This window comes from Blochmannia endosymbiont of Camponotus sp. C-046 (genome assembly GCF_023585865.1).
In the GTDB taxonomy this organism is placed as follows: Bacteria; Pseudomonadota; Gammaproteobacteria; order Enterobacterales; family Enterobacteriaceae; genus Blochmanniella.
In genome coordinates this window covers 318,107-344,787 of record NZ_CP097752.1, presented here as the reverse complement: position 1 = coordinate 344,787, position 26,681 = coordinate 318,107, and the positions used below count along the sequence as shown (strand labels likewise).

Genomic DNA, 26,681 nt, shown 5'->3' with positions numbered 1-26,681 from the left:
ACAGTTAATTGCATAACTCGCACTAATTTGTGATTAAATATAAATATATTTTATTTACAAACACGTATTAAATTATTTATTCTTAGGGTATTAGTAAACGACTAATCATCGTATTTAACTTATCAAAAATTATTATAACATGTAATATATGATCTATCTATATTTAAATATTGATAACCAGTAGAAACCATTAAAAGTAATCTATTTAACAACTCATAGAGGTATATAATGGAAAACATTTCTATACGTGATATGCTTCAGGCCGGTGTCCATTTTGGCCACCAAACCCGTTATTGGAATCCTAAAATGAAACCTTTCATTTTTGGAGTTCGTAATAAAATACATATTATTGATTTGGAAACAACTAATGTAATGTTTAAGAAAGCTTTAATTGAACTAAACAAAATCGCTTCGCTTAAGGGTAAAATTTTATTCGTAGGCACCAAACGTGCAGCTAGTGAAGCAGTCAAAAAAACAGCCATGGCTTGTAATCAGTTTTTTGTTAATCATCGTTGGTTAGGGGGAATGCTAACCAATTGGAAAACAGTGCGACAATCTATAAAACGTCTAAAAGATTTAGAAATTCAATCTCAAGACGGTACTTTTAAAAAATTAACCAAAAAAGAAGCATTGATTTTGAATCGAGAACTTATGAATCTGGAAAATAGTTTAGGAGGCATCAAAAATATGGGCGGACTGCCAGACGCAATTTTTGCTATTGGTGCAACACATGAACATATTGCTATAAAAGAAGCAAATAGCTTAGGGATTCCAGTTTTTGCAATAGTTGATACCAACTCTAATCCAGATGGAATAGATTTTATCATTCCAGGCAACGATGATGCTGTACGCGCAATTAATCTATATTTAAATACAATATCTAACATGATACACATAAATTATGTTCAATGATTCACATAATTAATGCTACGCAATAAATTTATTGACAATTAAATGTGTAATCACACTCTCCATATATATTCTTAATATGATGACATTATTATGAAAGAAAAAATGATTGATATTAATAGCAATTTAATTAAAGAATTACGTAAACGTACTAGCATTGGTATTTTAGAATGCAAACAAGCCTTAATTAAAGCCAATGGAAATCTTGAATTAGCTATAGATAACATGAGAAAATCCGGTTTAAAAACTGCTATCAAAAAATCTGGACATACAACATCATCAGGTCTAATCGCAATAGAAATAGCATCCAATAGGCAATACGGTATCATGGTAGAAATAAATTGTGAAACTGATTTTGTAGCTAAAGATAGTACTTTTCAAGAGTTTGTTAAAACTGTTATTATCACAGGATTGAATGAAAAAATTAATGATATTAATATACTACAAACTAGATTTGCAGAGAAACGTGCTAATTTAATTGCAAAAGTCGGAGAAAATATAAACATTCGTAGATTTATTGTTTTAACAGGTAATTTTTTAGGATGTTATGTGCATAGATCCAAAATCGGGGTAATAGTTGTTACTAGCGGAAGTGTAACTGAAGATTTAATGAAACATATTTCTATGCATATCGCAGCTAAAAACCCTAAATATATTACCATAGATGATGTTCCGAAAGATATCATGATTCGTGAAAATCATATTCAAATGGATATTGCCATGAGATCTGGAAAATCATACAAAATTTCAGAAAAAATAGCCGAAGGACGTATGAAAAAATTTATCAATGACATTGTATTAACACAACAAAACTTCATAATGGATATTAATAAAACAGTCGAACAATTATTAATTGAGTATCACGTAAAAATTAATAATTTTGCTCGCTTTGAATTAGGTGAAGATATATAAATTAGTATTTAATACTATCACTAAAATTTTTAATTAATTAACACAGATTATCATTGTTTTTTAAAATAAGATATTCAATATTTTTAACAACAAAAACTATTAATTAAATTGGTTAAGTCAGAATAATTTATTGATATGCATATTATACTTTAAATAATTTAGTGTTTGCTCCTGTTTATGCCATTTTTTGTGAGGAATATAATTAATGGTAACTCACACGAAACCAATTTATCGGCGTATCGTACTTAAAATGAGCGGAGAAGCTCTACAAGGCGCCGAAGGTTTTGGAATCGATACTACTGTGTTAAATCGAATGGTTACAGAAATTAAAGAACTAGTGAAAATAGGTATTCAAATAGGTATAGTTATGGGAGGTGGCAACTTGTTTCGTGGCGCTGGATTAGTGAAATCCGGAATGAATCGTATAGTAGGAGACCACATAGGAATGTTAGCCACTATAATGAATGGATTAGCTATGAGAAGCGCATTAAATCATGCTTATGTTCATTCCCATTTAATGTCAGCTATTCCATTAAATGGAGTATGTGATCATTATAGTTGGATGAAAGCTATTAACTTATTATCTAATAATTGGGTGGTAATTTTTGCAGCTGGAACTGGAAATCCTTTATTTACTACTGATTCTGCTGCCTGTTTACGGGGTATCGAAATTAAAGCAGATGTAGTACTCAAAGCAACTAAAGTAGATGGTGTATTTTCTAATGATCCAATGCAACATCCTGACGCTACATTATATGAACAATTGAGTTATCAAGACGTATTAGATCGTGAATTAAAAGTTATGGATTTAACAGCGTTTACATTAGCAAGAGAACACAATTTACCAATACGTATATTTAATATAAATAAACTTGGGGCGTTAAAAAGAATAATAATGGGGTATAAAGAAGGGACTTTAATAACCAAATAATTTAAGGATTGTATACTCAAATGCATATTTAAATTTATATAAATTAATTTTTTTATGTAGAAATAAAAATCAGAGGTATATGATGTGATCAATAAAATTGATAATATTCAGATAGATTCAGAAATACATATGAAAAATTGTATTAACAATTTCAAAACAAATATAAACAATATTCACATAGGACGCATTTCTCCGAAAATATTAAATAATATCCGAGTAGACTACTATGGAATATCTACTCCATTATCTCAACTGGCAAATACCGTAGCAGAAGATTCACGTACCTTAGCTATTACAGTTTTTGACCATCAGATCATCAAATCAACTGAAAAAGCTATTTTTATGTCTGATTTACAATTAATTCCTATTTCTCATGGAAATATTATTCGAGTGACATTACCTGCATTAACTGAAGAACGTCGTCGTACTTTAATAAAAATGGTACGCTCTGAAGCAGAGAAAAGTAAAATAGCTATAAGAAATGTGCGTCGTATTGCTAATGATAAAACCAAAATTTTACTTAAAAACAAGGAAATTAATGAAGACGAAGAACATTTTTTTCACAATGAAATTCAAAAATTAACTAATATTTGGATTAAAAAAATTGATATTATTCTCACAGAAAAAGAATCAGAATTAATGAAATTTTAAATATTAAATCGTATGTTAATAACATATCCACACACATATTAACGGGCAATAATAAATTTTATATTTACAATTAAATGAATAATTTGATTTATGCATATGCAATCTTTAACAATTTTAGGCAGTACTGGATCTATTGGAAAAGCTACCCTATCTGTAATACAACAACATACCGACAAGTTCTTTGTACACGCGTTAGTCGCTAAAAATAATGTTGCTGTAATGACAGAACAGTGCATAACGATGTCTCCCAAATATGCATGTATGATATCTGAAGATGCAGCACGGATGTTGAAAAAAAATTTAATCACTGCTGGAAAATGCGATATTAAAGTATTATCTGGCATAATGCATGCCTGTGAGTTGGCGTCAACTGATGATGTTGATATGGTAATGTCTGCTATAGTTGGAATTGCTGGATTAAAACCTACTTTTTCCGCGTTACGTGCCGGTAAAAAAATATTATTGGCAAATAAAGAAACTTTAGTTACTTGTGGAAAATTATTTATGAGAGAAGCCAATCAATATCATGCTTGTGTACTACCCATAGATAGCGAACATAATGCAATTTTTCAAAATTTACCAGTAACATGTCAGAAAAATTTGGGAAATACATCTTTATCTGAATGCGGTATATCACGTATTGTGCTAACAGCATCTGGAGGAATTTTTTTTAAAATGCCACCAGAACAATTGACCGCCATAACACCAGAACAAGCTTGTGTACATCCTAATTGGTCTATGGGACGTAAAATATCAGTAGACTCTGCTACCATGATGAATAAAGGATTGGAATATATTGAAGCACGCCATTTATTTAATGCTAAACCGAGTGAGATTGAAATCTTATTACACCCACAATCCATTGTCCATGCTATGGTATACTATGCAGACGGAAACATATTGGCACATTTAGCGCCTCCAGATATGAGAATCCCTATTGCACATGCAATGACTTATCCTAATAGAATAGGATTAAAAACATCGTCCAATATAGACATATGTCATCTTAACAAATTATATTTCGATCAATTGGATCCTCATAGTTATCCTTGCTTACAACTAGCAATAGATGCTGATAATTGTAGTCAATCAGCTGTTATTACTCTAAATGCAGCCAATGAGATCGCCGTGGAATCATTTTTGAATAAAATGATTGCTTTTACCGAAATTCCTAATGTTATTCGTCGTGTACTTGATGCAATAAATATAAATGATCCTAATGATATAGAAGATATTTTATATATTGATCAAAAAGCTCGTGAAAAAGCAATATCTATATGTATCCTATGATTAAATAATATTGTCTTTAATAAATTTATCAGAATTACTACATATATATCATAAAAATTATAAGTAACTTCATTAATCTGTAATTATAATATTAATTATTATAGAATAAATACTTTTTACTTAATACAAGGTATTTAATTTGGAAAATAAATAAGTGTGATATTATCTCAACATAATCAAGATCTTAGCACTTTTTCATCCAATTTACTACCACGCCATGTTGCTATCATCATGGATGGTAATGGGCGTTGGGCAAGAACACGAGGAAAATTACGTATTGTTGGGCATCAAGCTGGATTCAATGCAGTCCGGCGTGCTGTTCATTTCGCTGTTAATCACAGATTCGATGCATTAACTCTATATGCATTTAGCAGTGAAAACTGGAAACGTCCTGATAAAGAAATTGATTCTTTGATGCAATTGTTTTCTCATGCTTTAAACAATGAAATAGATGTTTTACATAAGAACAATATCAAACTAAGAATCATCGGAGATATTAATCGATTTTCTGTTGAATTACAAAAAAACATACACCGTTCTGAACAATTAACTTCCAATAATAGTGGGCTTACACTTAATATTGCTGCAAATTATGGAGGACGATGGGATATTATCCAAGGCGTAAAACAACTTGCCACACAAGTGCAGCAAGGAATATTAACTCCTAATCAAATTGACGAGGATGCTCTGTGTAAGTGTATTTGTATGAATGAGTTAGCTCCAGTAGATTTGGTGATTCGAACAGGAGGCGAGCATCGTATTAGTAATTTTTTACTTTGGCAAATAGCATACGCTGAATTATTTTTTACAGATGTACTATGGCCTGATTTTAATAATATCATATTTAAAAGAGCATTAAATACTTTTATGAAACGAGAGCGCCGATTCGGAAATAGCGTATCTACTTAATTTCAACAAGGAGAAAATTGTGTTTAAAACTCGTTTAATTAGCGCATCTATCCTGATTCCTATCACCATTTGTATGATATTCCTGTTGCCTATTATACAATTCTTGATTGTTGTATCTATTATTTGCTTAATTAGTGCATGGGAATGGGGAAAAATGATGCGTTTTTCCGATTGTATACACCGAATGTGGATATGCGTTATATTTGGATTATTATTAATTGTAACAACTCAAAGCTTTTTATACTTCAATAATTGGTATATTTTTTGGTATATTTTCAGTAGCATTAGTATAGCATGGTGGATACTAGCTTTTTTATTAATATTATCTTATCCTGATTCTGCTATTTTCTGGAAAAAATCTAATATACTTCGTTTTTTGTTCGGGATATTAACAATATTACCATTTTTTTGGGGGATATTGACGTTACGTCAATTTCATCATATCGACGATAGAATCATCGGAACATGGTGTTTACTGTATGTTGTAATATTAATTTGGATTAATGATGTAAGCGCATATATCATCGGTAAAACATTAGGAAAGCGCAGATTATTACAAACTGTATCTCCTAAAAAAACTTGGGAAGGATTTATTGGCGGCATATTAATTTCAACAGGGATATCATGGTTATTCAGTAAATATATGCCAATAAAGATAATAAACCCATCTCTTATATTTATTTATTCTATAATTACAATTATAGCTTCTATAATAGGAGATTTAACTGAAAGCATGTTTAAAAGAGCATCTGGTATTAAAGATAGCGGAAATTTGATCCCTGGACATGGAGGGATGTTAGATCGGATAGATAGCTTAGTTGCCGCAGTGCCTATTTTCGTTTACCTAATATTATTAAATTTATATTAATATCCTTATTAAAAAATAGAGAATTCATCAACATCATGATATTACATTTTTTATGGAATTTAACTACATTTATTCTTGCATTGAGTATTCTTATCACAGTCCATGAATACGGACATTTTGTAGCAGCACGTTTTTTGAAGGTAAAAGTAGAGCGCTTTTCTATAGGATTCGGTCCTATTTTATGGAGTTGGAGAGATGCAAATGATACCGAATATGTAATTTCTGCTATTCTTTTTGGTGGATACGTTAAATTGTTTAACACTCAACAAACAATAACATCTTGCAATGCAGAATGTAATAATTCATTTGAATGCAAACATATTTGGAAAAAAATTATTATTGTGATTTCAGGACCCATCTTTAATTTTCTTTTTTCTATTGTGTTATATGTATTAGTTTTTATGATAGGTGTGCCTATTTATAAACCAATAATCCATTCTGTTATACCTAATTCCATTGTTGATCAATCAAACATACCATCTGGTGTAGAAATTAAATCAATTAACAATATTCCGACTCATGATTGGGATGCAGTACGTTTAGAGATTCTTAACACCATAGGCAAGAAAGAAATTATCATTTCTGTAACACCAATAAATAATACGCATATTCAAACCTACACCATTCATTTATCTCATAATTGGTTCAATAAATCTATTAATAACAAAGATCCTATAATAACATTAGGTATTCTTCCTTTTAATACACATGTATCATTGATATTATCAGAAATACAATCTGATTCTGCTGCACAACGAGCTGGTTTAAAAGTTGGAGACAAAATAATCTCACTCGACGATCAATTAATACATAATTGGGAGTCATTCATAACAATCATCAAAAATAACCCAGGAAAAACTTTTAAAATTATGGTAGAACGGAACAATAAAGTACTCAACTTCAGCTTAACACCAGATAAAAAAAATCTGATTTCCTCTGAAAAAACAGAAGGAGCTATAGGTGTTTCTCCTCAAATCATTTGTATCCCATCAAAACATCATATAATTCATCAATATGGATTGCATCTAGCTATACTGGAAGCTTGTGAAAAAACATGGAAATTGATATGCCTAACGACTAATACATTATTTAAATTAATTACTGGAGATATTAAGATGACCCACCTCAGCGGTCCAATCGCAATAGCACAAGGAGCAGGTGCATCAGCTCAATCTGGAGCAATTTACTATCTCATGTTTTTATCTTTAATTAGCATTAATTTAGGTATTATTAATTTACTACCTTTTCCAACACTAGATGGAGGACATTTATTTTTTTTCGTAATAGAAAAAATAAAAGGAAAATCAATATCAAAAAAAACACAAAGTTTTGGTTATATCATTGGATCTATTATACTTACTTTAATGATGTGCTTAGCGATTTTCAACGACATATCTAGATTATGGTAATAAATAAAAAAATTTAACCCAAAAAGATTAAAATAAATAACAATCAATGAAAAAAATATTTATAGCATTCTTATTGATCATTAGTCATGCAGCACACAGCGATGATACAATTATAAACAAAATTCTTTTTAATGGATTAAAAAGAATTTCATTAGATACGGCATTATTTAGTTTACCTTTAAAAATTGGATCCATTATTAATGATGAAGATATTGCTAATAGTATTAAAGTGTTATTTTCTACAGGATACTTTGAAGAAGTCATAATTTCTCATAATGAAAATGGAATTGTTATAATCCAGGTCAAAGAACGCCCAGTCATTGATAATATTAGTTTTCAAGGAAACAAAATAATTACAGAAGATATAATAAAAAAAACATTAAATATAAAAAAAATACAATCAGGTGAACCATTTAACGAATGCTCTATTTTTGAATTAAAACAAGAGTTGAATAATCTGTATCATAACTTTGGTAAATTTTCAGCTACAACTAAAATAATAGTCATCCCTCTATCAAGAAATCGTGTTAATTTGAAAATAATGTTTACAGAAGGTAAAACCGCTAAAATACAACAAATCAACATTTTTGGTAATCATGCATTCCATACAAAAAAATTATTATCACAATTTAAATTGTATAGAAAAATTAAATGGAGACCTATACTATCTAATCAACAATATCAAGAACAAAAATTATTCCATGACTTAGATAAATTACGTAATTTTTACTTAAACCATGGCTATGCTAAATTTCATATTGATGAGACGCAAATTGATTTTACACCAAATAAAAAATATGTTTATCTTTCTTTATATATCAATGAAGGCGTGCAATATTCATTTGATTCTGTAGAGTTACATGGAAATATATTAGATTATTTTCCTAATATTAAAAAATACATAAACATTTATCCTAGAGAATTATATAGTAACAATAGAATTCAAGAAATAGAACGGAACATACGATATATGTTAAGCAAACATGGTTACATGCAACCTATCTTATCAATAAAACCTGACATAAATGACAACAATAAAACAATAAAATTATATGTATACGTCGATGTAGGCCATTGTTTTTATGTACGTGAAGTACGCTTGGAAGGTAATAATATTACTAAAGATGAAGTCATTCGAAGAGAAATACGTCAAACAGAACAAATACAATTAGATTATAATCGTATTATTCAAGACCAAACCCGACTTAAACGTCTTTGTTATTTTAAAACTGTCAATACTCGCATTGAATATGTACCAAATACTTTAAACCAAATCGATGTTATTTATAAAATTGAAGAACATAATACTGGTCATTTAAATCTGAGCGTCGGATTTGGAACAGAAAGTGGTATAAATTTGCAATTTGGAATGTATCAAGAAAATGTGTTAGGTTCAGGAAATTCTATAGCTGTTGCTAGCACTAAAAATCATTATCAAACTTATACTGAAATATCATCTTTAAAACCTTACTATGGCGTTAATAACATTAGTATAGGCGGTAAAATATTTTATAATGATTTAAACACTAACAATACAAGTTTTTCAGATTATAATTTGAAAAATTGTGGTATTAATATTAATTGCTCATACCCGATCGTTAAATACAATACGTTTAATATAGGATTAAATCATGTATCTAATTATTTAAGTAAAATAGCCCCTCAAGTAGCAATATGGCGTTATCTAAAATCTACAAATATTCATCCAAAAATATCAATTAACAGTAAAATTGTAGATAATACTATCAATTTTCATACAAATGATTTTTTATTAACTTCAGGATGGACTTTTGATAATTCAAATCATGCTTATTTCCCTACATATGGTGTACGTGCCAATATATCAAGTACATTGACACTACCTGGGTCTAATAATCAATATTATAAAATAATAATTAATAGTAATAGTTATATACCTTTATATCGACAATCTAATTGGATAACGATGAATTCGATATACACTGGTTATGCTGGCGGTATACATAAAAAAGAAAATCCTTTTTATGATAACTTCTATGCCGGAGGTATTGAAACAATACGTGGATTTAGACTAAATAGTATAGGTCCAAAAGCTGCTTATTATCATTGCAACGATTCTAGACAAAACTATGCTACATGTGCAATAAAAAAATCTCAAGATGCTGTTGGTGGAAATGCAATAACTCTTTTCAAAACTGAGCTAATCATTCCTATGATATATTTTCATGCGCAACATTCTGATATTGCACGTATTTCTGTGTTCTTAGACACAGGTACTGTATGGGATACTTTTTGGAAGAATACTGAAGCAACACAAAAAGCCGGTATTGTAGATTATAGCATTCCAAATAATATTCGCATATCTAGTGGTATATCTTTGAAGTGGGTATCTCCAATTGGGCCAATGATTTTTTCCTATTCAAAATTAATAAAAAAATATCCCGGAGATATAGAAGAACCATTTCAATTTAGTATCGGAAAAACATGGTAACATTCAGACATAATATACTAATAAAAAATATCTTATCAAAATAATAAATTTCATATCTTATTAAACTAAGAGGTTTACAGTGAAAAAGTGGACATATATATTGAGTATAATGATTTGGATAACACAAATTAACTCTGTTGAGGCTACCGACAAAATTGCAATAGTTAACATTTCTAATATTTTTCAACAATCTTCACAACGCGCTAAAATCATTAAACAACTTGAATATGAATTTAAAGATCGTGCTGCCGAATTAGAAAAGATGGAGCATGATTTACAAATAAAAATACAAACATTACAACGAGATGGCACCACCATGAAAGCAATCGAACGTAATGAACTAGAAAAATCATTAATAAACCAACGTGAAATTTTCACTAACAAAGCTAAAGAATTTCAACAAGAAAATCATTCGCGTCAAACAGAAGAAAGAGATAAAATTCTTAATATGATTCACAATGTAGTATCAAATGTTGCCAAAAAAGAAAATTATGACATAGTAATTGACTCTAATGCTGTAGTATATCACAGCGTTCACATTACAGATATTACTAATTCTGTAATGAAACAAGTTGGATAAATTATGATCGAAATGAAGCTATCAGATTTAGCACAGCAATTAGACGCTAAATTATATGGAGACAAAAATATTATTATTACTGGCATTGCTTCTATAAATAACGCACAAATAGGACATATTACTTTTTTAAAAGATCAACGATTTCTAAGTCAACTAAGCTCCTGTCGCGCTTCAGCAGTGATATTATCTAAAAACAACTTGATTTTTTGTAAGGTTGCTGCATTGGTAGTAGAAGACCCATATATCGCATATGTTAAAATAGCACGATTGATGGATAATAGCCCGAAACCAGCGAGGAATATTGCATCTGAAGCCATCATAGCTCCAGATGCAATATTAGGTCAAAGAGTAGGAATAGGTGCTAATGTGGTTATAGAATCTGAAGTAATTTTGGGTGATGATGTAATCATTGGTCCTGGTAGCTTCATAGGACAAAAAACAAAGATAGGGACAGGTACACGTTTATGGGCTAATGTCACTATATATCATGAGGTAGAAATTGGTGAATTCTGTTTAATACAATCTGGAGCTATCATTGGTTCTGATGGATTTGGGTATATTAATGATCATGGCGTGTGGATCAAAATTCCTCATTTAGGAACAGTAAAAATTGGAAATAATGTAGAAATAGGTGCTTGTACTACTATTGATCGAGGAACATTAGATGATACTAAAATTGAAAGCGGAGTAATTATTGATAATCAGTGCCAAATTGCACATAATGTCAAAATAGGCGCACACACCGCAATAGCAGGCGGTGTTATCATGGCCGGGAGTTTAACTATTGGACAATATTGCATGATAGGCGGAGCCAGTGTAATTAATGGACACATAAATATTTGTGATAGAGTCACTATCACCGGAATGGGAATGGTGATTAAAGCGATAACACAACCTGGTATTTACTCATCAGGTATTCCTGTGCAACCAAATACAGTATGGTGGAAAACCGCCGCATTAATTATGCGGATTAGTAATATAAACAAACGTATAAAAACTATAGAACAAAAATTAAAAAAAATACTGTGCCTATAAATTTTAAGATAACTAGGACAGTTTATTCTTTACCCTGTTAGGATGAACAGGATAAATGAATGTTATTAATACGACTTATTATCTTAAACAGGAATAAAAACCTTGATTACTGATACTTGTGTTTTGCATATTGAGGAAGTTTTAGAGCTTTTGCCGCATCGATTTCCATTTTTATTAGTTGATCGTGTACTAAATTTTGAAAAAGGGAAATTTTTAAGAGCGGTAAAAAATGTTTCTTTTAATGAACCATTTTTTCAAGGACATTTTCCAGGAAAACCCATTTTTCCTGGAGTATTAATTTTAGAAGCTATGGCTCAAGCTACAGGAATCTTAGCCTTCAAAAGTACAGGTAAATTAGCTCCAGGAGAATTATATTATTTTGCTGCTATTGACTCAGCTCGATTCAAGCGTCCAGTACAACCTGGTGACCAAATGATACTCGATGTAGAATTTATTAAAGAAAGACGCGGTATTGCACGATTTAAAGGAATCGCTACAGTAAACGAAGAAATGGCTTGTGAAGCATCAATGATGTGCGCTCGTAGAAAGGAAATTTAAACTGATGATTCATCAATCTGCCATTATACATCCTAGTTCTATAATAGAAGAAGGAGCTATAATACACAACAACGTATATATCGGACCATTTTGTTTTATTGGAGCGCAAGTTGAGATAGGGGCGCGAACTTTGTTGAAATCTCATATTGTAATTAACGGGATTACTCAAATTGGAGAAAATAATCAAATCTATCAATTTGCTTCTCTTGGAGAAGTGAACCAAGATTTAAAATACGCAAAAGAATCTACACGAATAGAAATTGGCCATGACAATAAGATTAGAGAAAGTGTCACCATTCATCGTGGCACTATACAAGGTAAAAAAGTGACCAAAATAGGAAATAGCAATTTATTTATGATTAACGTGCATATTGCTCATGATTGCATAATCGGGGATCATTGTGTCATGGCTAACAACGTTACCTTAGGAGGACATGTAAGAGTAGATAACCACACTATTATTGGAGGAATGACCGCAATCCATCAGTTTTGCCTTATTGGAACACATGTTATGATTGGAGGATGTTCTGGTGTAGTCCAAGATATTCCACCATTCATAATAGCCCAAGGAAATCACGCAACACCTTTTGGATTAAACATTGAAGGTTTAAAACGACGAGGTTTTAGTCGTTCCTCCGTACACGCTATTCGAGATGCCTATAAAATTTTATACCGTAGCAATAAAACTATTGAATCAGCTAAAACAGCTTTAAAACTATTAGCAGCAGAACATCCGATCATCAATGAATTTGTAGATTTTTTAATACGTTCTCAAAGGGGAATTATTCGTTAACAATGTTAATCTATCGTCTATGCATAATCGTACTATTATTATAGGTATAGTAGCAGGAGAAGCTTCTGGAGATATTTTAGGGGCAGGATTAATCCGTGCATTAAAAAAATACTTAAAAAAAGTATGTTTTTTTGGGATTGGTGGCCCCTGTATGCAATCTGAACATATGAAATCTTGGTACAATATAGAAGAATTATCAGTCATGGGTTTCGCTGAAATTATTCTGAAATTACCACGACTATTGCACATTCGTAGAAATTTAGCTCGTAGATTTATTAACTTAAAACCTGATGTTTTCATTGGTATCGATTCTCCAGATTTTAATATTTCTTTAGAAAATCGTTTGAAAAAACATGGAATTCGTACGATCCATTATGTTAGCCCATCAGTATGGGCGTGGAGGAAAAAACGTATTTTTGCGCTTAAAAAAGCCACCGATAATATTTTAGTTACTTTTCCTTTTGAAAAAAAAATATACGATCACTTCAATATACCATGTCAATTTATTGGACATACATTAGCAGATCAAATACCTTTGAATCCAAATAAAGTCTTTGCTCGTCAAAAATTAGGGATTCCCTGTAACGTATGTTGTTTAGCAATATTACCAGGCAGCAGAATTAGGGAAATTAAAATGTTAGCTCACGATTTTTTATTATGCGCTAAATTATTAAAAAATAATTTTCCTAATCTTGAAATTTTAGTACCATTACACAATCAAACATCTGTAAAAAAATTTATTAGTGTCGTATCAACATCAATTAAGTATCGTATTCTAAACAACAACCAATCAGCATGGGAAATAATTATGGCAGCAGATGTTTCTTTAGTGACCGCTGGCACAGCAACTTTAGAATGTATGTTAGTCAAATGTCCTATGGTTGTAGCTTATCGAATGCATCCCCTAACATTTATGTTAGTCAAACATTTTATAAATGTTCCCTGGATATCACTGCCTAATTTATTAGCAGATCGTGAATTGGTAAAAGAATTTATTCAAAACAACTGTCGTCCTGAAAATTTAGCACAAACATTAATTGACTTATTAAATGATGATAATAATCAACATATAGTATTGAAAAAAACATTTAGACAGTTACATTATAGAATTAGATGTAAAGCAGATGAACAAGCAGCCCACGCAGTGTTGAGGTTAATCAAATGACAACAATGTTATGTAACAAGCAATTAAAAAATCATGAAATATCAAAAACATTATCTATCAAAAAATTTAAATTAATTGCGGGAGTAGATGAATCAGGATGCGGATCATTAGTCGGATCAGTAATAGCTGCTGCAGTAATATTGCATCCAATACGACCAATTTTTGGATTAGCTGATTCTAAAACATTAAATAAACACAAAAGACTTAATTTATATAAAAATATTATTGAAAAAACATTAGCCTGGAGTATCGGATGCGCTGATGCTATAGAAATTGATCGTTTTAATATTTTGAAAGCTCGTTTATTAGCAATGAAACGAGCAGTACACAATTTATCTATTAAGCCAGATTTGATTTTAATAGATGGAAATAATTCTCCAGAATTCACAGGCATACCTTATCAATGTTTTATCAAAGGAGATGATCGAATAGCAGTTATAAGCGCAGCTTCTATTGTAGCTAAAGTTACTCGAGATCAAGATATGATCGTACTAGATGCGCAATATCCAAAATATAGATTTGCTCAAAACAAAGGATATCCTACCTATTTTCATTTAAAACAATTAGCGCTATACGGGCCTATATCACAGCATAGAAAAAGCTTTGCTCCTGTAAAACATGTAATTTGTGATATTAATAGGCAACTCGATATTTAGATATATATTATTATTTATGACCTCTTAATTATGATAAAACCACGCTTTATTCACTTGCACGTACATAGCGATTACTCCATGTTTGATGGATTATCTACAGTAAATAAGTTAATAGCAAAAGCAGCGTCTCTTAAAATGCCCGCATTAGCTCTTACTGATTTTAACAATTTATTTGGATTTATTAAATTCTATGATTCTGCTTATAAATCAGGAATCAAACCAATCATTGGAGCAGATTTTTTACTACAAGATGTCAACATTGGCAACAAACCGAGCAAATTAACATGCTTGGCCACTGATAAACAAGGTTATTATCATTTAATTATGTTAATTTCCAAAGCATATAAAAATAAACATAATAATATTGCTCTTACAATTCAACGCCATTGGCTCATAGAATATAACAAAGGTTTAATTCTACTTTCTGGGGGGTGTAACGGGGAGATCGGAAGACATTTATTAAGAAATGAAAAATCAAAAATAGAACAATGTTTATATTTTTATTCAAAATATTTTCCAAATAGATATTATCTGGAATTAATACGTACTGGTCGTCAAAACGAAGAATTTTATTTACAATTAGCTATAGAATTATCAATGGTCAAGGGACTACCGGTAGTAGCTACCAACGATGTACGTTTTATTAATGAAGAAGATTTTTTAGCGCATGAGATTCGAGTAGCAATATACGCTGGTACTCAATTAAATAATATTCAGCAATTACGCAAATATAGTTCACAACAATTTATGAAAAGTGAAGAAGAAATGTGTAAATTATTTTCCGATATACCGGAATCTTTGGTAAATAGTGTAGAAATTGCGTACAAATGCAATATTACCATCGATTTAGGTAAATCTTTTTTACCACAATTTCCTACTGGATGCAGATCTGCTCAAGATTTTCTTACCACATATGCAGAAAAAGGATTAGAAGAGCGCTTAATTTTGTTGTTTCCCAAGACTAAAGAACGCCTTATTAAACGAATACCATATGATTTGCGATTGCAACATGAATTACAAGTAATCAATAGTATGAATTTCCCTAGTTATTTTCTAATCGTTATGGAATTTATTAAATGGGCTAAAAATAACGATATTCCAGTTGGTCCTGGAAGGGGTTCTGGAACCAGTTCACTAGTAGCATATGTCTTAAAAATTACAGAACTTGATCCTTTACAATTCGATTTACTGTTTGAACGTTTTCTTAATCCAGAACGTATATCTATGCCCGATCTAGATATTGATTTTTGCATGGATCATCGTGATTTAGTAATTGAGCATGTCTCTAAAACTTATGGATCAGATGCTGTGTCTCAAATTATTACGTTTGGGACTATGGCAGCCAAAGCAGTGATCCGAGATGTAGGACGTGCACTAGGTCATCCTTATACGTTGATCAATCACATTGCTAAATTGATTCCATCAGAACCAGGCATCACATTAGAAAAAGCTATCTCTATCGAACCTCAACTTAAACTACTTTATGAAAACGACGAAGATATTACAACACTAATTGATATGGCCCGTCAATTAGAAGGTATCGTGAGAAATGTAAGCAAACATGCCGGAGGAGTAGTAATTGCACCTATAAAAATTACTGATTTTTCTCCCTTGTACTATGATAATGATAGCATTCATCCAATGACCCAATTTGATAAAGATGACATTGAACGTATTGGTTTAATAAAATTTGATTTTCTTGGTTTACGTACATTAACTATTATTAAACATACATTAAAAATGATTAACAACACACGCCTTAAACATGACCTTGCTATTATTGATATACACTCCCTATCATTACACGATCAAAAAAGCTTTCGTACACTTCAATCTTCGAAAACTACAGCAATCTTTCAATTAGAATCACGTGGTATAAAAGAATTAATTAAACGTTTAAAACCAGATTGTTTTGAAGATTTGATAGCATTGATTGCTTTATTTCGCCCAGGACCGTTACAATCAGGTATGGTAGATAACTTCATCAATAGAAAACACGGTTATGAAACTATTTCTTATCCTGATGCTAAATGGCAGCACGAATCCTTACGTCCAGTATTGGAATCAACTTATGGAATTATTTTATATCAAGAACAAGTTATGCAAATAGCGCAAGTGCTCGCAGGTTATACACTTGGACAAGCCGATATACTACGACGTGCTATCGGTAAAAAAAAACCAGAAGATATGGCTAAACAACGCTCTTTTTTTAATTTAGGCGCTACAAAAAATGGCATCGATACTACATTATCAATGAAGATTTTTGATCTTTTAGAAAAATTCGCTGGTTATGGTTTTAATAAATCCCATTCTGCTGCATATGCATTAATATCTTATCAAACGTTATGGCTAAAAACACACTATCCTTCTGAATTTATGGCGGCAGCATTAAGTTCTGATATGGACAATTTAAATAAAGTATCTCACCTAATAGGTGAATGTCAAAAAATGAATCTCAAAATTCTACCTCCAAATATAAATACTAGCCAACATCATTTTTATGTTAACGAACATAAAGAAATTGTTTATGGATTTGGAGCTATAAAAGGAATAGGAAAAACCTCTATAGAATCTATAATAACATCTCGCAATAAGGATGGTAATTTTAAAGAATTATTTGACCTCTGTATCCGCATCGATAGTACAAAAATAAATCATCGTATGATTGAAAAATTAATTCTTTCTGGAGCCTGCGATTCGTTTGGAATACATCGTTTAAAATTAGTGGCATCACTTAATGATGTATTAAAACGCGCTAATCAGCATATTAAAAATAAATATAGCAAACAAACAGATATATTCGACATGCGTTTGGACATATCTAACACTGTTACAACAGCTGATTGCAATTACAACGCCTCACAATGGTCCAGTCAATTATTATTAGAAAAAGAAAAAGAAGCTCTTGGACTATATTTAACTAGTCATCCTACTGTTCAATACATGAAAACAATAAAAAGTTATATGCCTAATATTGTTATTATAAAAGATGTTATACTAGAAACAAATAATAATAAGATGATACATATTTTTGGTGTGATTGTATCAATTCGAACAAAATTAAGTAAAAGAGGAAAACGTGTTGTATTTTTTATTTTAGAAGATTATTCTGGTCGATTAGAAATAATGATATTTGAAAAATTAATTCATAGCTATCAATATTGTTTAAAGGAAAATAATTTATTGATTGTTACAGGAGTAATTAGTATTGATAAGATACATGGTTATTATAAAATAATTGCACAGAAATTAGAAGATATTAACGATATTTATACAAAACATGCACGCAGTTTATCTATCACTTTAAATAATAAAGAAGTGAACAATCAATTATTAACGAATATTCATTTTTTTTTAGAAAAAAATAGACTTGGAACTTTACCAGTATATTTTTTTTATCAAAAAAATGACATTCAAATCAAATTACATTGTGGAAAAAAATGGTATGTTACCCTGACTGATCAGTTATTGACCAATCTACGCAGTCTTGTTGGGGATAAACAAATCAAATTAGAATTACATTAAATTTTTATATATAATAACAGGAATTTTATGGGTTTAAATTTTCTTGATTTTGAAAAACCTATCCTAGATTTAGAAGAAAAAATTAATTCTTTAACATCGATAGTACACTTAGATAAAAAATCAAAAACAAATATTAATGAAGAAATTAATCGTCTTCGTTTTAAAAATATCGAACTTACCCAAAAAATATTTTCCAATTTAAATGCCTGGCAAATTGCTCAGTTAGCACGACATCCTAAGCGCCCATACACTTTAGATTATATAGAGCGTATATTTAATGATTTTGACGAATTATCTGGTGATCGAGTATACGCTGACGACAAAGCTATTGTAGGTGGCATAGCAAGACTCAATTCCCGACCAGTTATGATTATTGGACATCAAAAAGGTCGTGACACTAAAGAAAAAATTAAACGAAATTTTGGTATGCCTGCTCCAGAAGGGTATCGAAAAGCACTACGTCTAATGAAAATGGCAGAACGATTCAAAATACCACTGATTACTTTTATAGACACTCCAGGCGCCTACCCTGGGGTAGGAGCAGAAAAACGCGGACAATCTTCAGCAATCGCTAAAAATTTGCGTACAATGTCAGTATTAAAAATACCGATTATATGTACCGTCATCGGAGAAGGGGGTTCCGGAGGAGCTTTAGCTATAAGCATTGGCGATAAAGTTAATATGTTAGAATATAGTACATATTCTGTAATTTCTCCAGAAGGATGTGCATCAATTTTATGGAAAAACGTAAAAAAAGCCCCTATAGCTGCCGAAGCAATGGGTATTACTTCTTATCGGTTAAAAGAACTAAATCTAATTGATAATGTGATTTATGAACCATTAGGAGGAGCACATAGAGACATATTAACTACATCTATTTCATTAAAAACTCAATTATTATTAGATTTAAGCGAATTAGATTCTTTTGATGAAAAAAAATTGTTAGATCGACGATATCACAGATTGATGCATTATGGATATTGTTAATTTTAAGTCAAAATATATTACTTTTTTAAAATATTTATATATAGTATAAATCATGTAAAATATATATAATACATATACTAAAGATTGATATAATCATTGTTATGATATTAAATCATCATGACTTTATGACATTTACATTAGCAACAATATGATTGCAATCAACACATCGTCAGAACATTGGAATTTATATCGTACTGTAACACATTGTATTCTTGGATATAAAAAATTATTGTTGTCTTATAGTGGGGGATTAGATTCTACAGTACTTTTAGATATCTTAACAAAATTAAGAAATAGAATCGATCATTTCACATCATCTCCATTTATTTTACGCGCAATTTATGTAAATCATGGCATCAGTAATGATGCAGATAAATGGGCTAGTCATTGTTCCGATCAATGTAAAACGCGAGGTATACCTTTCTCGGTAATTCATATTAATTGTTATAACTCAGAAAATAAACGACGTAACACAGAAGCATTAGCACGCAATCTTCGTTATAAGAAATTATATGATCATTTAGATTCAAAAGAAATACTTTTGACCGCGCATCACATGAACGATCAAGCGGAAAGTTTACTCCTTGCATTAAAAAGAGGAAGTGGCCCATCTGGACTATCTGGAATGAGTAAAAATACGTTGTATGCTAATAAATACAGGTTGTTGAGGCCATTATTAGATTGCTCTCGCGAACAATTAGAGATATATGCCTATAATAAAAAACTTGACTGGATAGAAGACGACACGAATTCAGATACACGTTTTGATCGTAACTTTTTACGCATAAAAATTTTACCATCAATATATCAGCGTTGGCCTCATTTCAATCAAGTAGTTGCGCGTACCGCTCAACTGTGTAAAGATCAAGAAAGTTTGTTAAATGAATTGTTATCAGAATCTTTGAAAAAACTAATTGATGAATCAGACGGTTCTTTACTATTTAGTCCACTATTCCAATGCAGCATACCAAAAAGACAAGCATTACTGCGCCGTTGGTTATTAAATTTTTCTATAAAGATGCCTTCCTATCAACTTGTAAATCGTATTTGGAAAGAAGTAGTACTAAGCCGTCGAGATGCCACTCCAATACTACAATTAGATAAATGCCTATGTCGTCGTTTCCGTGAAAAATTGTATATTTTACCTGTAAATATGAAATGTTCTTTAAATAAAATTAAATTATCGTGGAATATCATGTATAATGCATTTATACTACCGTATAACTTAGGTAAGTTGATATATCAACCATTAAGTATCAACGAATGTTTATCTAAAAATTCATTCAACACACATCTAAACATAAATTTTTCATTAAATATGTCTTATAATTTTTCTGAAAAAAATAAAAAAGTATTAACACATTGTTTTGTTCGGGCCCCAAAATCTGATGAAAAAATATCAATTATGTTTGGAAATATAGATGGATTATTATATATTTTGGGAAGAAATCATGGTCGACATTTAAAAAAAATTTGGCAAGAATTAGGTGTACCTCCGTGGCTGAGAAGCCGTATTCCTTTACTTTTTTATAATAAAACGTTAATTACTGCTATAGGAGTATTCATTACTCAAAATGGTAAAATTACAAATAAAACAACCATATTATGGAAAATATCTTGGTTACAAAACATTTTATTTCATAAAATTTTTAAAAACAGCGTTCGTTATCATTTAGAATAATGCTCTTCATTTTTATTAGTTAAATAAAAATAATTAACTTCAAAACTATAAAAATAAAATTTTTATTGTATCAATAGGAAGAACAATTCAATAGAATTCCAATCAAAACAATCATATCGCAATATATATATATTAAATATAATTAAAATTTTTAACCTTAAAATCAACGCTCTTTTCAATTAAAATTAATTAAAAACTTCATGAAGAAACAATTTTTTCAACTAAATATCGCATTAATATTTCAAGTTTAATTTTTTTTATTTCATTTTTTTTACGATATTTATATTCCACCTCTTGATTAGCTAAACTACGATCACTAATAATTAAAACATGTGGTATTCCTATCAAATCTATATCAGCAAACATTGTGCCTGGATATTCTTTACGATCATCAATTAATATATCTATTCCTATAACAGATAGAAGTTGTTGGTAAATTTTTTCTGCAATACTTCTTACATTGACGGAACGATACATATCAATTGGTACAATAGCTAATTTAAATGGAGCGATTACATCAGGCCATAAAATACCATTGTTATCGTAATTTTGTTCAATAATTACGGCAACAATACGAGTAATTCCTATACCATAACACCCCATTTCCATCGGAAAATTATGTTTATGTTCATTATTTTTTTTTATATGATTAGTGTTTAAGCTTAAGTATTTTTGTCCTAATTGAAATATGTGCCCTATTTCAATACAATTATGAATGGATAAAATATTTTTTTTATTAGTATATAAATTATGATGTAATACCTCACTTAAATCTGCTACTTTTAAAAGAGGTATATCGCGATTCCAATTAACTCCAAAAAAATATTTACCGCTCATATTAGATCCAGCTACGAAATCGTTCATTGTTGCTACATTATAATCCACAATTAATGGTATAGATAAATTAATAGGTCCTAATAAATTGGGTTGTGCTCCAGTAATTGTATGCATCTCTTTTGGATCTATACAAGATAACGGAGTGTGTACTTGTGGAATCATCGAAATTTTCTTTAAACTAATCTGATGATCAGCCCGAATTACCAATCCTAATAAAGAATGATTATCATTGATATGTTTATTTTTAGAGCGTACAATTATTGTTTTCACAACTTGATGTATAGACAAATTAAATTGATTAATTAGTTCTTCTATAGATTTAATATGAGGAGCTGCTACTAAACGCATTGTTTCTGTAGCCATTTTTGGTTGCATTTTAATAGAAATCACATCATTCAATAACTGAAAATCAATTAAATCATTATCAGGTATCATAGGAGTTGCGATACTATCTTCACCATTTTCAGAATATGCTTGAAACTCATGAGACAATACCCCTCCAATTCTACCAGGATCAGCTTGAACAACACAAAAATTTAGTCCAATACGATTAAAAATAGTGTGATATGTTTGATACATATTGTTATATGTATTTTGAAGAGATTTCTGATTGAAATGAAAAGAATATCCATCTTTCATAATGAATTCTCTAGCACGCATTACTCCAGATCGAGGACGTGCTTCATCACGATATTTAGTATGAATTTGATACACAATTAATGGAGACTGTTTATACAACATCGTTTTTTTACAAATAATTTCTGACACCACTTCTTCATGAGTCGGTCCTAGTACAAATTCCTGATTGTTACGATTTTTAAAACGCAATAGTTCTGTACCATATTTTGTCCAACGACCGCTTTTTTTCCATAATCTCGCAGGTTGAACTATCGGCATAGCTATTTCAATAGCACCAATTTTACTCATTTCTTCTCGAATAATATTTTCTATTTTTCTCAATACTCGTAATCCAGTAGGCAACCAGGTATAAAGACCAGATGACACTTGACGAATTAAGCCAGCTCGTAACATTAGTTGATGACTAATCGTTGTACAATTTTTAGGTATCTCTTTAAGAGTAGCTAATAAATATTGACTAGTACGCATTATTTTCACCTGATAAGTGATATAAAATAATAATCGCCCTTTTAATAAATATATTTATTATTTAAGAATTAAATTTTTTGATTTAATATATACTATTATATAAATACACATTTAGTATTTCTTTAAAAGAATACAATTCTATACTCTAATATAGGCTTATATATCAGTATATAACCATTTAATAACATTTTCCTACTTTATAGAAAATGTTGATAATCTGATAATAATACATTTTACAACAATGCTGTTTTACAATTAAAACAAAATTTAATAATTATATGTTATTATATAATATTAATTTTTGTTGTAACATTGTTTAACAAAATAAACATTCGTAATTATAATAATAAATACAAGGCTAATCGTGAATAATGCTATATTTATAGATCGAGATGGTACTATTAATATTGATAAAAACTACGTGTATAATATCGATAATTTTTTTTTCATTGAAAATGTCATAGATGCAATGGTAACTTTGAAAGAAATGAATTTTTTTTTAATCATAGTTACTAATCAATCTGGAATAGCACGAGGTTTATTTACTCAATATGATTTTTTATTATTAACAAAATGGATGATTTCTTATTTAGAGACATACCATCATGTATATATAGATGCTATTTATTTTTGTCCGCACCATACACAGGGAATAGTGAAAAAATTCCAACGATCTTGTTTATGTCGAAAACCTAATCCGGGAATGTTATTAGATGCAAAAAAACGTTTTAATATTAACATGACTGCTTCTTATATGGTGGGAGATACTGAAAATGATATGCTAGCAGGTCAATTTGCAGGTATTGGAACTAAAGTGCTAGTATCTAGCGGTAAAAAAATAACAAAAAAAACTAAAACAACAGCAAACTGGATTATTGAAAGTCTAGCGTTCTTGCCAGATATAATAAAAACAAACAACCATACAAAAATATATACATATATATCTTTTTTAATTTTTTATGTTTTATTTTATTAATTTAATAGTATTAAATTACATTTAATAATCTCAAGATCTAATGGTATATTTTAATCTCTTTAAGTAAAGACAAGACTCCTTTTCATATGTAGCCATATATGTTTTTTCTAATTATTTATATATTAAGTTTATCTTCTAAATAACGAATATTAATTTCGTTACCTTTCTGAAACATCTCATCAGTTACAATTTTTAATTGTAACTCAATATTGGTATTGATTCCGTCAATAATTAATTCTGACAACGCATTTTTCATACGAGCAATAGCTATCTCACGTGTTTCCCCAAAACAAATTAATTTCCCTATCATTGCATCATAATAAGGAGGCACTGAATAACCAGCATAAATATGAGATTCCCAACGTACACCCAATCCCCCAGGAGCATGAAACCTAGTAATACATCCCGAACTAGGTATAAATTTATGAGAATCTTCAGCATTAATACGACATTCTATAGAATGTCCTGAAGATTTAACTGCATCTTGTGTAACATCTAACGTATATCCAGAAGCAATTTTCAACTGCTCTCTAACGAGATCTATCCCGGTAACCATTTCTGTAATCGGATGTTCCACTTGAATGCGAGTATTCATTTCAATAAAAAAGAATTCATTATTTTCATACAAAAATTCAAATGTACCTACTCCACGATATCCAATTTTATAACAAACTTTTATACAACTCTCTCCTATATGTTGCCGCATTGTAGAACTAATACCTAACGCAGGAGTTTCTTCTACTATTTTTTGATATCTCCTTTGTACGGAACAATCACGTTCTGTCAAATAGATTGTATTGCCTTTTCCATCAGATAAAACTTGTATTTCTATATGCCTAGGATTTTTCAAGTATTGTTCTACATAAATAGTATCATTATTAAACGTGTTTTTTGCTTCTGATCGCATCATACGTATAGCATCTTGTAAATCTGATTCTTTTTTAACTACACACATGCCGCGTCCTCCTCCTCCATGAGCAGATTTTATGATAATTGGATAATCAATATGTAAATTTTGATGTGAAAAATTATAAATTTCATTATTTATGTTCTTATTCAATTCATAATTCCAACCTGGAACAGACTTTATTCCTGATTCTTTCATAATAGCTATAGCGGATATTTTATTTCCCATTAAACGAATAGTTTCTGAATGCGGCCCAATAAAAACAAAACCAGAACGTTCAACTTGTTCCGCAAAATCAGCATTTTCCGACAAAAACCCATAACCAGGATGAATTCCTGATGATCCAGTAATTTCTGCAGCTGAAATAATAGCCGGGATATTTAAATAACTATGTATTGCAGGAGGAGGTCCTATGCAAACAGTTTCATCAGCCAACAACACGTGTTTCAAATCACGATCTATAGTTGAATACACAGCCACTGTTTTTATCCCTAATTCTTTACATGCACGTAAAATACGTAACGCTATTTCTCCTCGGTTTGCAATGACAATTTTTTCTAACATTTTATTCTCATTATTCGATAATAACTAATGGCTCATTAAATTCAACTGGTTGACCATTGTCAATTAAAATTGCTTTGACTATGCCTGACTTATCTGATTGAATTTGATTCATAACTTTCATGGCTTCAATAATACACACAGTATCTCCGACCTCAACCATTTGACCAATTGATACAAATGGATTGGAATCTGAACTAGAAGCAATATAGAAAATACCTACCATTGGAGAACGTATAACATGTCCATTATTTATCAATTTAACATTTTCATAACGTGTTGTTGCGCTTGGAATACGTACTGGTATTTCTGACTCTTTTTTTGTAGACAAAAGAGCCGAATCGGACGATGTTGTAGATGTAGAACGAGTAATACGCACTATCTTATTTCCTTCTGAAATTTCTAATTTAGATATATTTGATTCTTCAATCAGTGTAATTAATTTTTTTATTTTGCGAATATCCATAGCAAAACCTATGTGTATTTGTTACTCATTAATTTTTAGATAAATATTTATGCGCCATATGTAAAGCACAATGATATCCGTATACCCCAAATCCACAAACAACACCAAGCGCAATATCAGACAAATATGAACGATATCTAAATTTTTCCCTGATATATATATTAGAAAGATGAATTTCTATGAAATCAATATTCACAGATAAAAATGCATCTCGCAACGCTATGCTGGTATGAGTAAAAGCTGCAGGGTTAATTATGATAAAATCCGTATTTTTGTAATTTTTATGTATACATTCAATCAATTCATGTTCTGCATTAGATTGAAAATGATCCATTTGAATACCTAACGATTCAGCAGTCTTATATAAATTTGCTACAACATCAGATAAAGTTTCATATCCATATATATGTGGTTCACGTATACCTAACAAATTTAAATTAGGCCCATTTATCAATAAAATACGACATTTATTTGTCATGATATTCAAACATCCTCATC

Annotated in this window: 23 protein-coding genes; 19 read left to right on the top strand and 4 right to left on the bottom strand. The window is 30.3% G+C overall.

Translation table 11 applies throughout. From position 1 onward, the window contains the following. Positions 1-228: 228 nt before the first annotated feature. The 18 genes from rpsB (at position 229) to tilS (ending at position 21,329) form a co-directional block, all read left to right on the top strand. Complete coding sequence (gene rpsB, locus M9409_RS01415) at positions 229-912, top strand: 30S ribosomal protein S2 (protein WP_250227163.1); 684 nt, start codon at positions 229-231, stop codon at positions 910-912. A 102-nt stretch (positions 913-1,014) separates the two neighbouring features. Next, the gene (tsf, locus tag M9409_RS01410; RefSeq protein WP_250227195.1) at positions 1,015-1,821 is read left to right on the top strand and encodes a translation elongation factor Ts; all 807 of its coding nucleotides are present in this window, start codon (positions 1,015-1,017) and stop codon (positions 1,819-1,821) included. A gap of 205 nt (positions 1,822-2,026) precedes the next feature. Then, on the top strand, positions 2,027-2,752 hold the full coding sequence (pyrH, locus tag M9409_RS01405; protein ID WP_250227162.1) for a UMP kinase: 726 nt from the start codon (positions 2,027-2,029) through the stop codon (positions 2,750-2,752). Between the two features lie 84 nt (positions 2,753-2,836). Beyond that, on the top strand, positions 2,837-3,403 hold the full coding sequence (gene frr, locus M9409_RS01400) for a ribosome recycling factor (protein ID WP_250227161.1): 567 nt from the start codon (positions 2,837-2,839) through the stop codon (positions 3,401-3,403). 96 nt (positions 3,404-3,499) lie between these two features. Beyond that, a complete protein-coding gene (gene ispC / locus M9409_RS01395) occupies positions 3,500-4,693 on the top strand; it encodes a 1-deoxy-D-xylulose-5-phosphate reductoisomerase (RefSeq protein ID WP_250227160.1) in 1,194 nt (397 codons plus the stop codon). A gap of 156 nt (positions 4,694-4,849) precedes the next feature. After that, positions 4,850-5,602, top strand: coding sequence for a polyprenyl diphosphate synthase (gene uppS / locus M9409_RS01390; protein ID WP_250227159.1), 753 nt, complete (start codon positions 4,850-4,852; stop codon positions 5,600-5,602). 19 nt (positions 5,603-5,621) lie between these two features. Next, on the top strand, positions 5,622-6,470 hold the full coding sequence (locus tag M9409_RS01385; protein ID WP_250227158.1) for a phosphatidate cytidylyltransferase: 849 nt from the start codon (positions 5,622-5,624) through the stop codon (positions 6,468-6,470). Positions 6,471-6,505: 35 nt separating this feature from the next. Beyond that, positions 6,506-7,879, top strand: coding sequence for a sigma E protease regulator RseP (gene rseP, locus M9409_RS01380; RefSeq protein ID WP_250227157.1), 1,374 nt, complete (start codon positions 6,506-6,508; stop codon positions 7,877-7,879). A gap of 46 nt (positions 7,880-7,925) precedes the next feature. After that, positions 7,926-10,349 (top strand): outer membrane protein assembly factor BamA, encoded by a 2,424-nt coding sequence (bamA, locus tag M9409_RS01375; protein WP_250227156.1) that lies wholly within the window; start codon positions 7,926-7,928, stop codon positions 10,347-10,349. A 79-nt stretch (positions 10,350-10,428) separates the two neighbouring features. Then, the gene (locus M9409_RS01370) at positions 10,429-10,929 is read left to right on the top strand and encodes an OmpH family outer membrane protein (protein ID WP_250227155.1); all 501 of its coding nucleotides are present in this window, start codon (positions 10,429-10,431) and stop codon (positions 10,927-10,929) included. A 3-nt stretch (positions 10,930-10,932) separates the two neighbouring features. Beyond that, positions 10,933-11,964, top strand: a complete 1,032-nt coding sequence (lpxD, locus tag M9409_RS01365) for a UDP-3-O-(3-hydroxymyristoyl)glucosamine N-acyltransferase (protein ID WP_250227154.1) — start codon at positions 10,933-10,935, stop codon at positions 11,962-11,964. A 102-nt stretch (positions 11,965-12,066) separates the two neighbouring features. Next, positions 12,067-12,522, top strand: a complete 456-nt coding sequence (gene fabZ, locus M9409_RS01360) for a 3-hydroxyacyl-ACP dehydratase FabZ (protein WP_420022205.1) — start codon at positions 12,067-12,069, stop codon at positions 12,520-12,522. 4 nt (positions 12,523-12,526) lie between these two features. After that, entirely contained in the window at positions 12,527-13,315 is a 789-nt protein-coding gene (gene lpxA / locus M9409_RS01355; RefSeq protein ID WP_250227153.1) for an acyl-ACP--UDP-N-acetylglucosamine O-acyltransferase, read from the top strand. A 19-nt stretch (positions 13,316-13,334) separates the two neighbouring features. Next, positions 13,335-14,480, top strand: coding sequence for a lipid-A-disaccharide synthase (lpxB, locus tag M9409_RS01350; RefSeq protein WP_250227152.1), 1,146 nt, complete (start codon positions 13,335-13,337; stop codon positions 14,478-14,480). 38 nt (positions 14,481-14,518) lie between these two features. Then, positions 14,519-15,136, top strand: a complete 618-nt coding sequence (gene rnhB, locus M9409_RS01345) for a ribonuclease HII (RefSeq protein WP_420022207.1) — start codon at positions 14,519-14,521, stop codon at positions 15,134-15,136. Positions 15,137-15,166: 30 nt separating this feature from the next. Next, positions 15,167-18,661, top strand: a complete 3,495-nt coding sequence (gene dnaE, locus M9409_RS01340; protein ID WP_250227150.1) for a DNA polymerase III subunit alpha — start codon at positions 15,167-15,169, stop codon at positions 18,659-18,661. Positions 18,662-18,688: 27 nt separating this feature from the next. Then, positions 18,689-19,648: an acetyl-CoA carboxylase carboxyl transferase subunit alpha gene (gene accA / locus M9409_RS01335; RefSeq protein WP_250227149.1), complete on the top strand. Its 960-nt coding sequence runs from the start codon at positions 18,689-18,691 to the stop codon at positions 19,646-19,648. 148 nt (positions 19,649-19,796) lie between these two features. Beyond that, a complete protein-coding gene (gene tilS / locus M9409_RS01330) occupies positions 19,797-21,329 on the top strand; it encodes a tRNA lysidine(34) synthetase TilS (protein WP_250227148.1) in 1,533 nt (510 codons plus the stop codon). Positions 21,330-21,527: 198 nt separating this feature from the next. Here the strand turns inward: tilS and M9409_RS01325 are convergent, their stop codons facing one another. After that, positions 21,528-23,273 carry a proline--tRNA ligase gene (locus M9409_RS01325; RefSeq protein ID WP_250227147.1) on the bottom strand — a complete coding sequence of 582 codons (1,746 nt, stop codon included), beginning with the start codon at positions 23,271-23,273 and terminating at the stop codon, positions 21,528-21,530. A gap of 364 nt (positions 23,274-23,637) precedes the next feature. Between M9409_RS01325 and gmhB the strand changes: the two genes are divergently transcribed. After that, positions 23,638-24,249 carry a D-glycero-beta-D-manno-heptose 1,7-bisphosphate 7-phosphatase gene (gene gmhB / locus M9409_RS01320; protein ID WP_250227146.1) on the top strand — a complete coding sequence of 204 codons (612 nt, stop codon included), beginning with the start codon at positions 23,638-23,640 and terminating at the stop codon, positions 24,247-24,249. Between the two features lie 115 nt (positions 24,250-24,364). Here gmhB and accC read toward each other — a convergent pair whose 3' ends face one another. Genes accC through aroQ form a run of 3 tightly spaced genes read right to left on the bottom strand, consistent with a single transcriptional unit; the run spans position 24,365 to position 26,661 of the window. Then, positions 24,365-25,720, bottom strand: a complete 1,356-nt coding sequence (gene accC / locus M9409_RS01315; protein WP_250227145.1) for an acetyl-CoA carboxylase biotin carboxylase subunit — start codon at positions 25,718-25,720, stop codon at positions 24,365-24,367. 10 nt (positions 25,721-25,730) lie between these two features. Beyond that, complete coding sequence (gene accB, locus M9409_RS01310) at positions 25,731-26,183, bottom strand: acetyl-CoA carboxylase biotin carboxyl carrier protein (protein ID WP_250227144.1); 453 nt, start codon at positions 26,181-26,183, stop codon at positions 25,731-25,733. Between the two features lie 28 nt (positions 26,184-26,211). Further along, complete coding sequence (aroQ, locus tag M9409_RS01305; RefSeq protein WP_250227143.1) at positions 26,212-26,661, bottom strand: type II 3-dehydroquinate dehydratase; 450 nt, start codon at positions 26,659-26,661, stop codon at positions 26,212-26,214. Positions 26,662-26,681: the final 20 nt, after the last annotated feature.

Excerpts from the sequence above, each read along its gene's own strand:
- lpxB (WP_250227152.1), top strand. The coding sequence starts at position 13,335 with ATGCATAATCGTACTATTATTATAGGTATAGTAGCAGGAGAAGCTTCT.
- accB (WP_250227144.1), bottom strand. The coding sequence starts at position 26,183 with ATGGATATTCGCAAAATAAAAAAATTAATTACACTGATTGAAGAATCA.
- bamA (WP_250227156.1), top strand. The coding sequence starts at position 7,926 with ATGAAAAAAATATTTATAGCATTCTTATTGATCATTAGTCATGCAGCA.
- ispC (WP_250227160.1), top strand. The coding sequence starts at position 3,500 with ATGCAATCTTTAACAATTTTAGGCAGTACTGGATCTATTGGAAAAGCT.
- M9409_RS01325 (WP_250227147.1), bottom strand. The coding sequence starts at position 23,273 with ATGCGTACTAGTCAATATTTATTAGCTACTCTTAAAGAGATACCTAAA.
- lpxA (WP_250227153.1), top strand. The coding sequence starts at position 12,527 with ATGATTCATCAATCTGCCATTATACATCCTAGTTCTATAATAGAAGAA.
- pyrH (WP_250227162.1), top strand. The coding sequence starts at position 2,027 with ATGGTAACTCACACGAAACCAATTTATCGGCGTATCGTACTTAAAATG.
- rpsB (WP_250227163.1), top strand. The coding sequence starts at position 229 with ATGGAAAACATTTCTATACGTGATATGCTTCAGGCCGGTGTCCATTTT.
- dnaE (WP_250227150.1), top strand. The coding sequence starts at position 15,167 with ATGATAAAACCACGCTTTATTCACTTGCACGTACATAGCGATTACTCC.
- tilS (WP_250227148.1), top strand. The coding sequence starts at position 19,797 with ATGATTGCAATCAACACATCGTCAGAACATTGGAATTTATATCGTACT.
- tsf (WP_250227195.1), top strand. The coding sequence starts at position 1,015 with ATGATTGATATTAATAGCAATTTAATTAAAGAATTACGTAAACGTACT.
- accC (WP_250227145.1), bottom strand. The coding sequence starts at position 25,720 with ATGTTAGAAAAAATTGTCATTGCAAACCGAGGAGAAATAGCGTTACGT.
- rseP (WP_250227157.1), top strand. The coding sequence starts at position 6,506 with ATGATATTACATTTTTTATGGAATTTAACTACATTTATTCTTGCATTG.
- aroQ (WP_250227143.1), bottom strand. The coding sequence starts at position 26,661 with ATGACAAATAAATGTCGTATTTTATTGATAAATGGGCCTAATTTAAAT.
- accA (WP_250227149.1), top strand. The coding sequence starts at position 18,689 with ATGGGTTTAAATTTTCTTGATTTTGAAAAACCTATCCTAGATTTAGAA.
- lpxD (WP_250227154.1), top strand. The coding sequence starts at position 10,933 with ATGATCGAAATGAAGCTATCAGATTTAGCACAGCAATTAGACGCTAAA.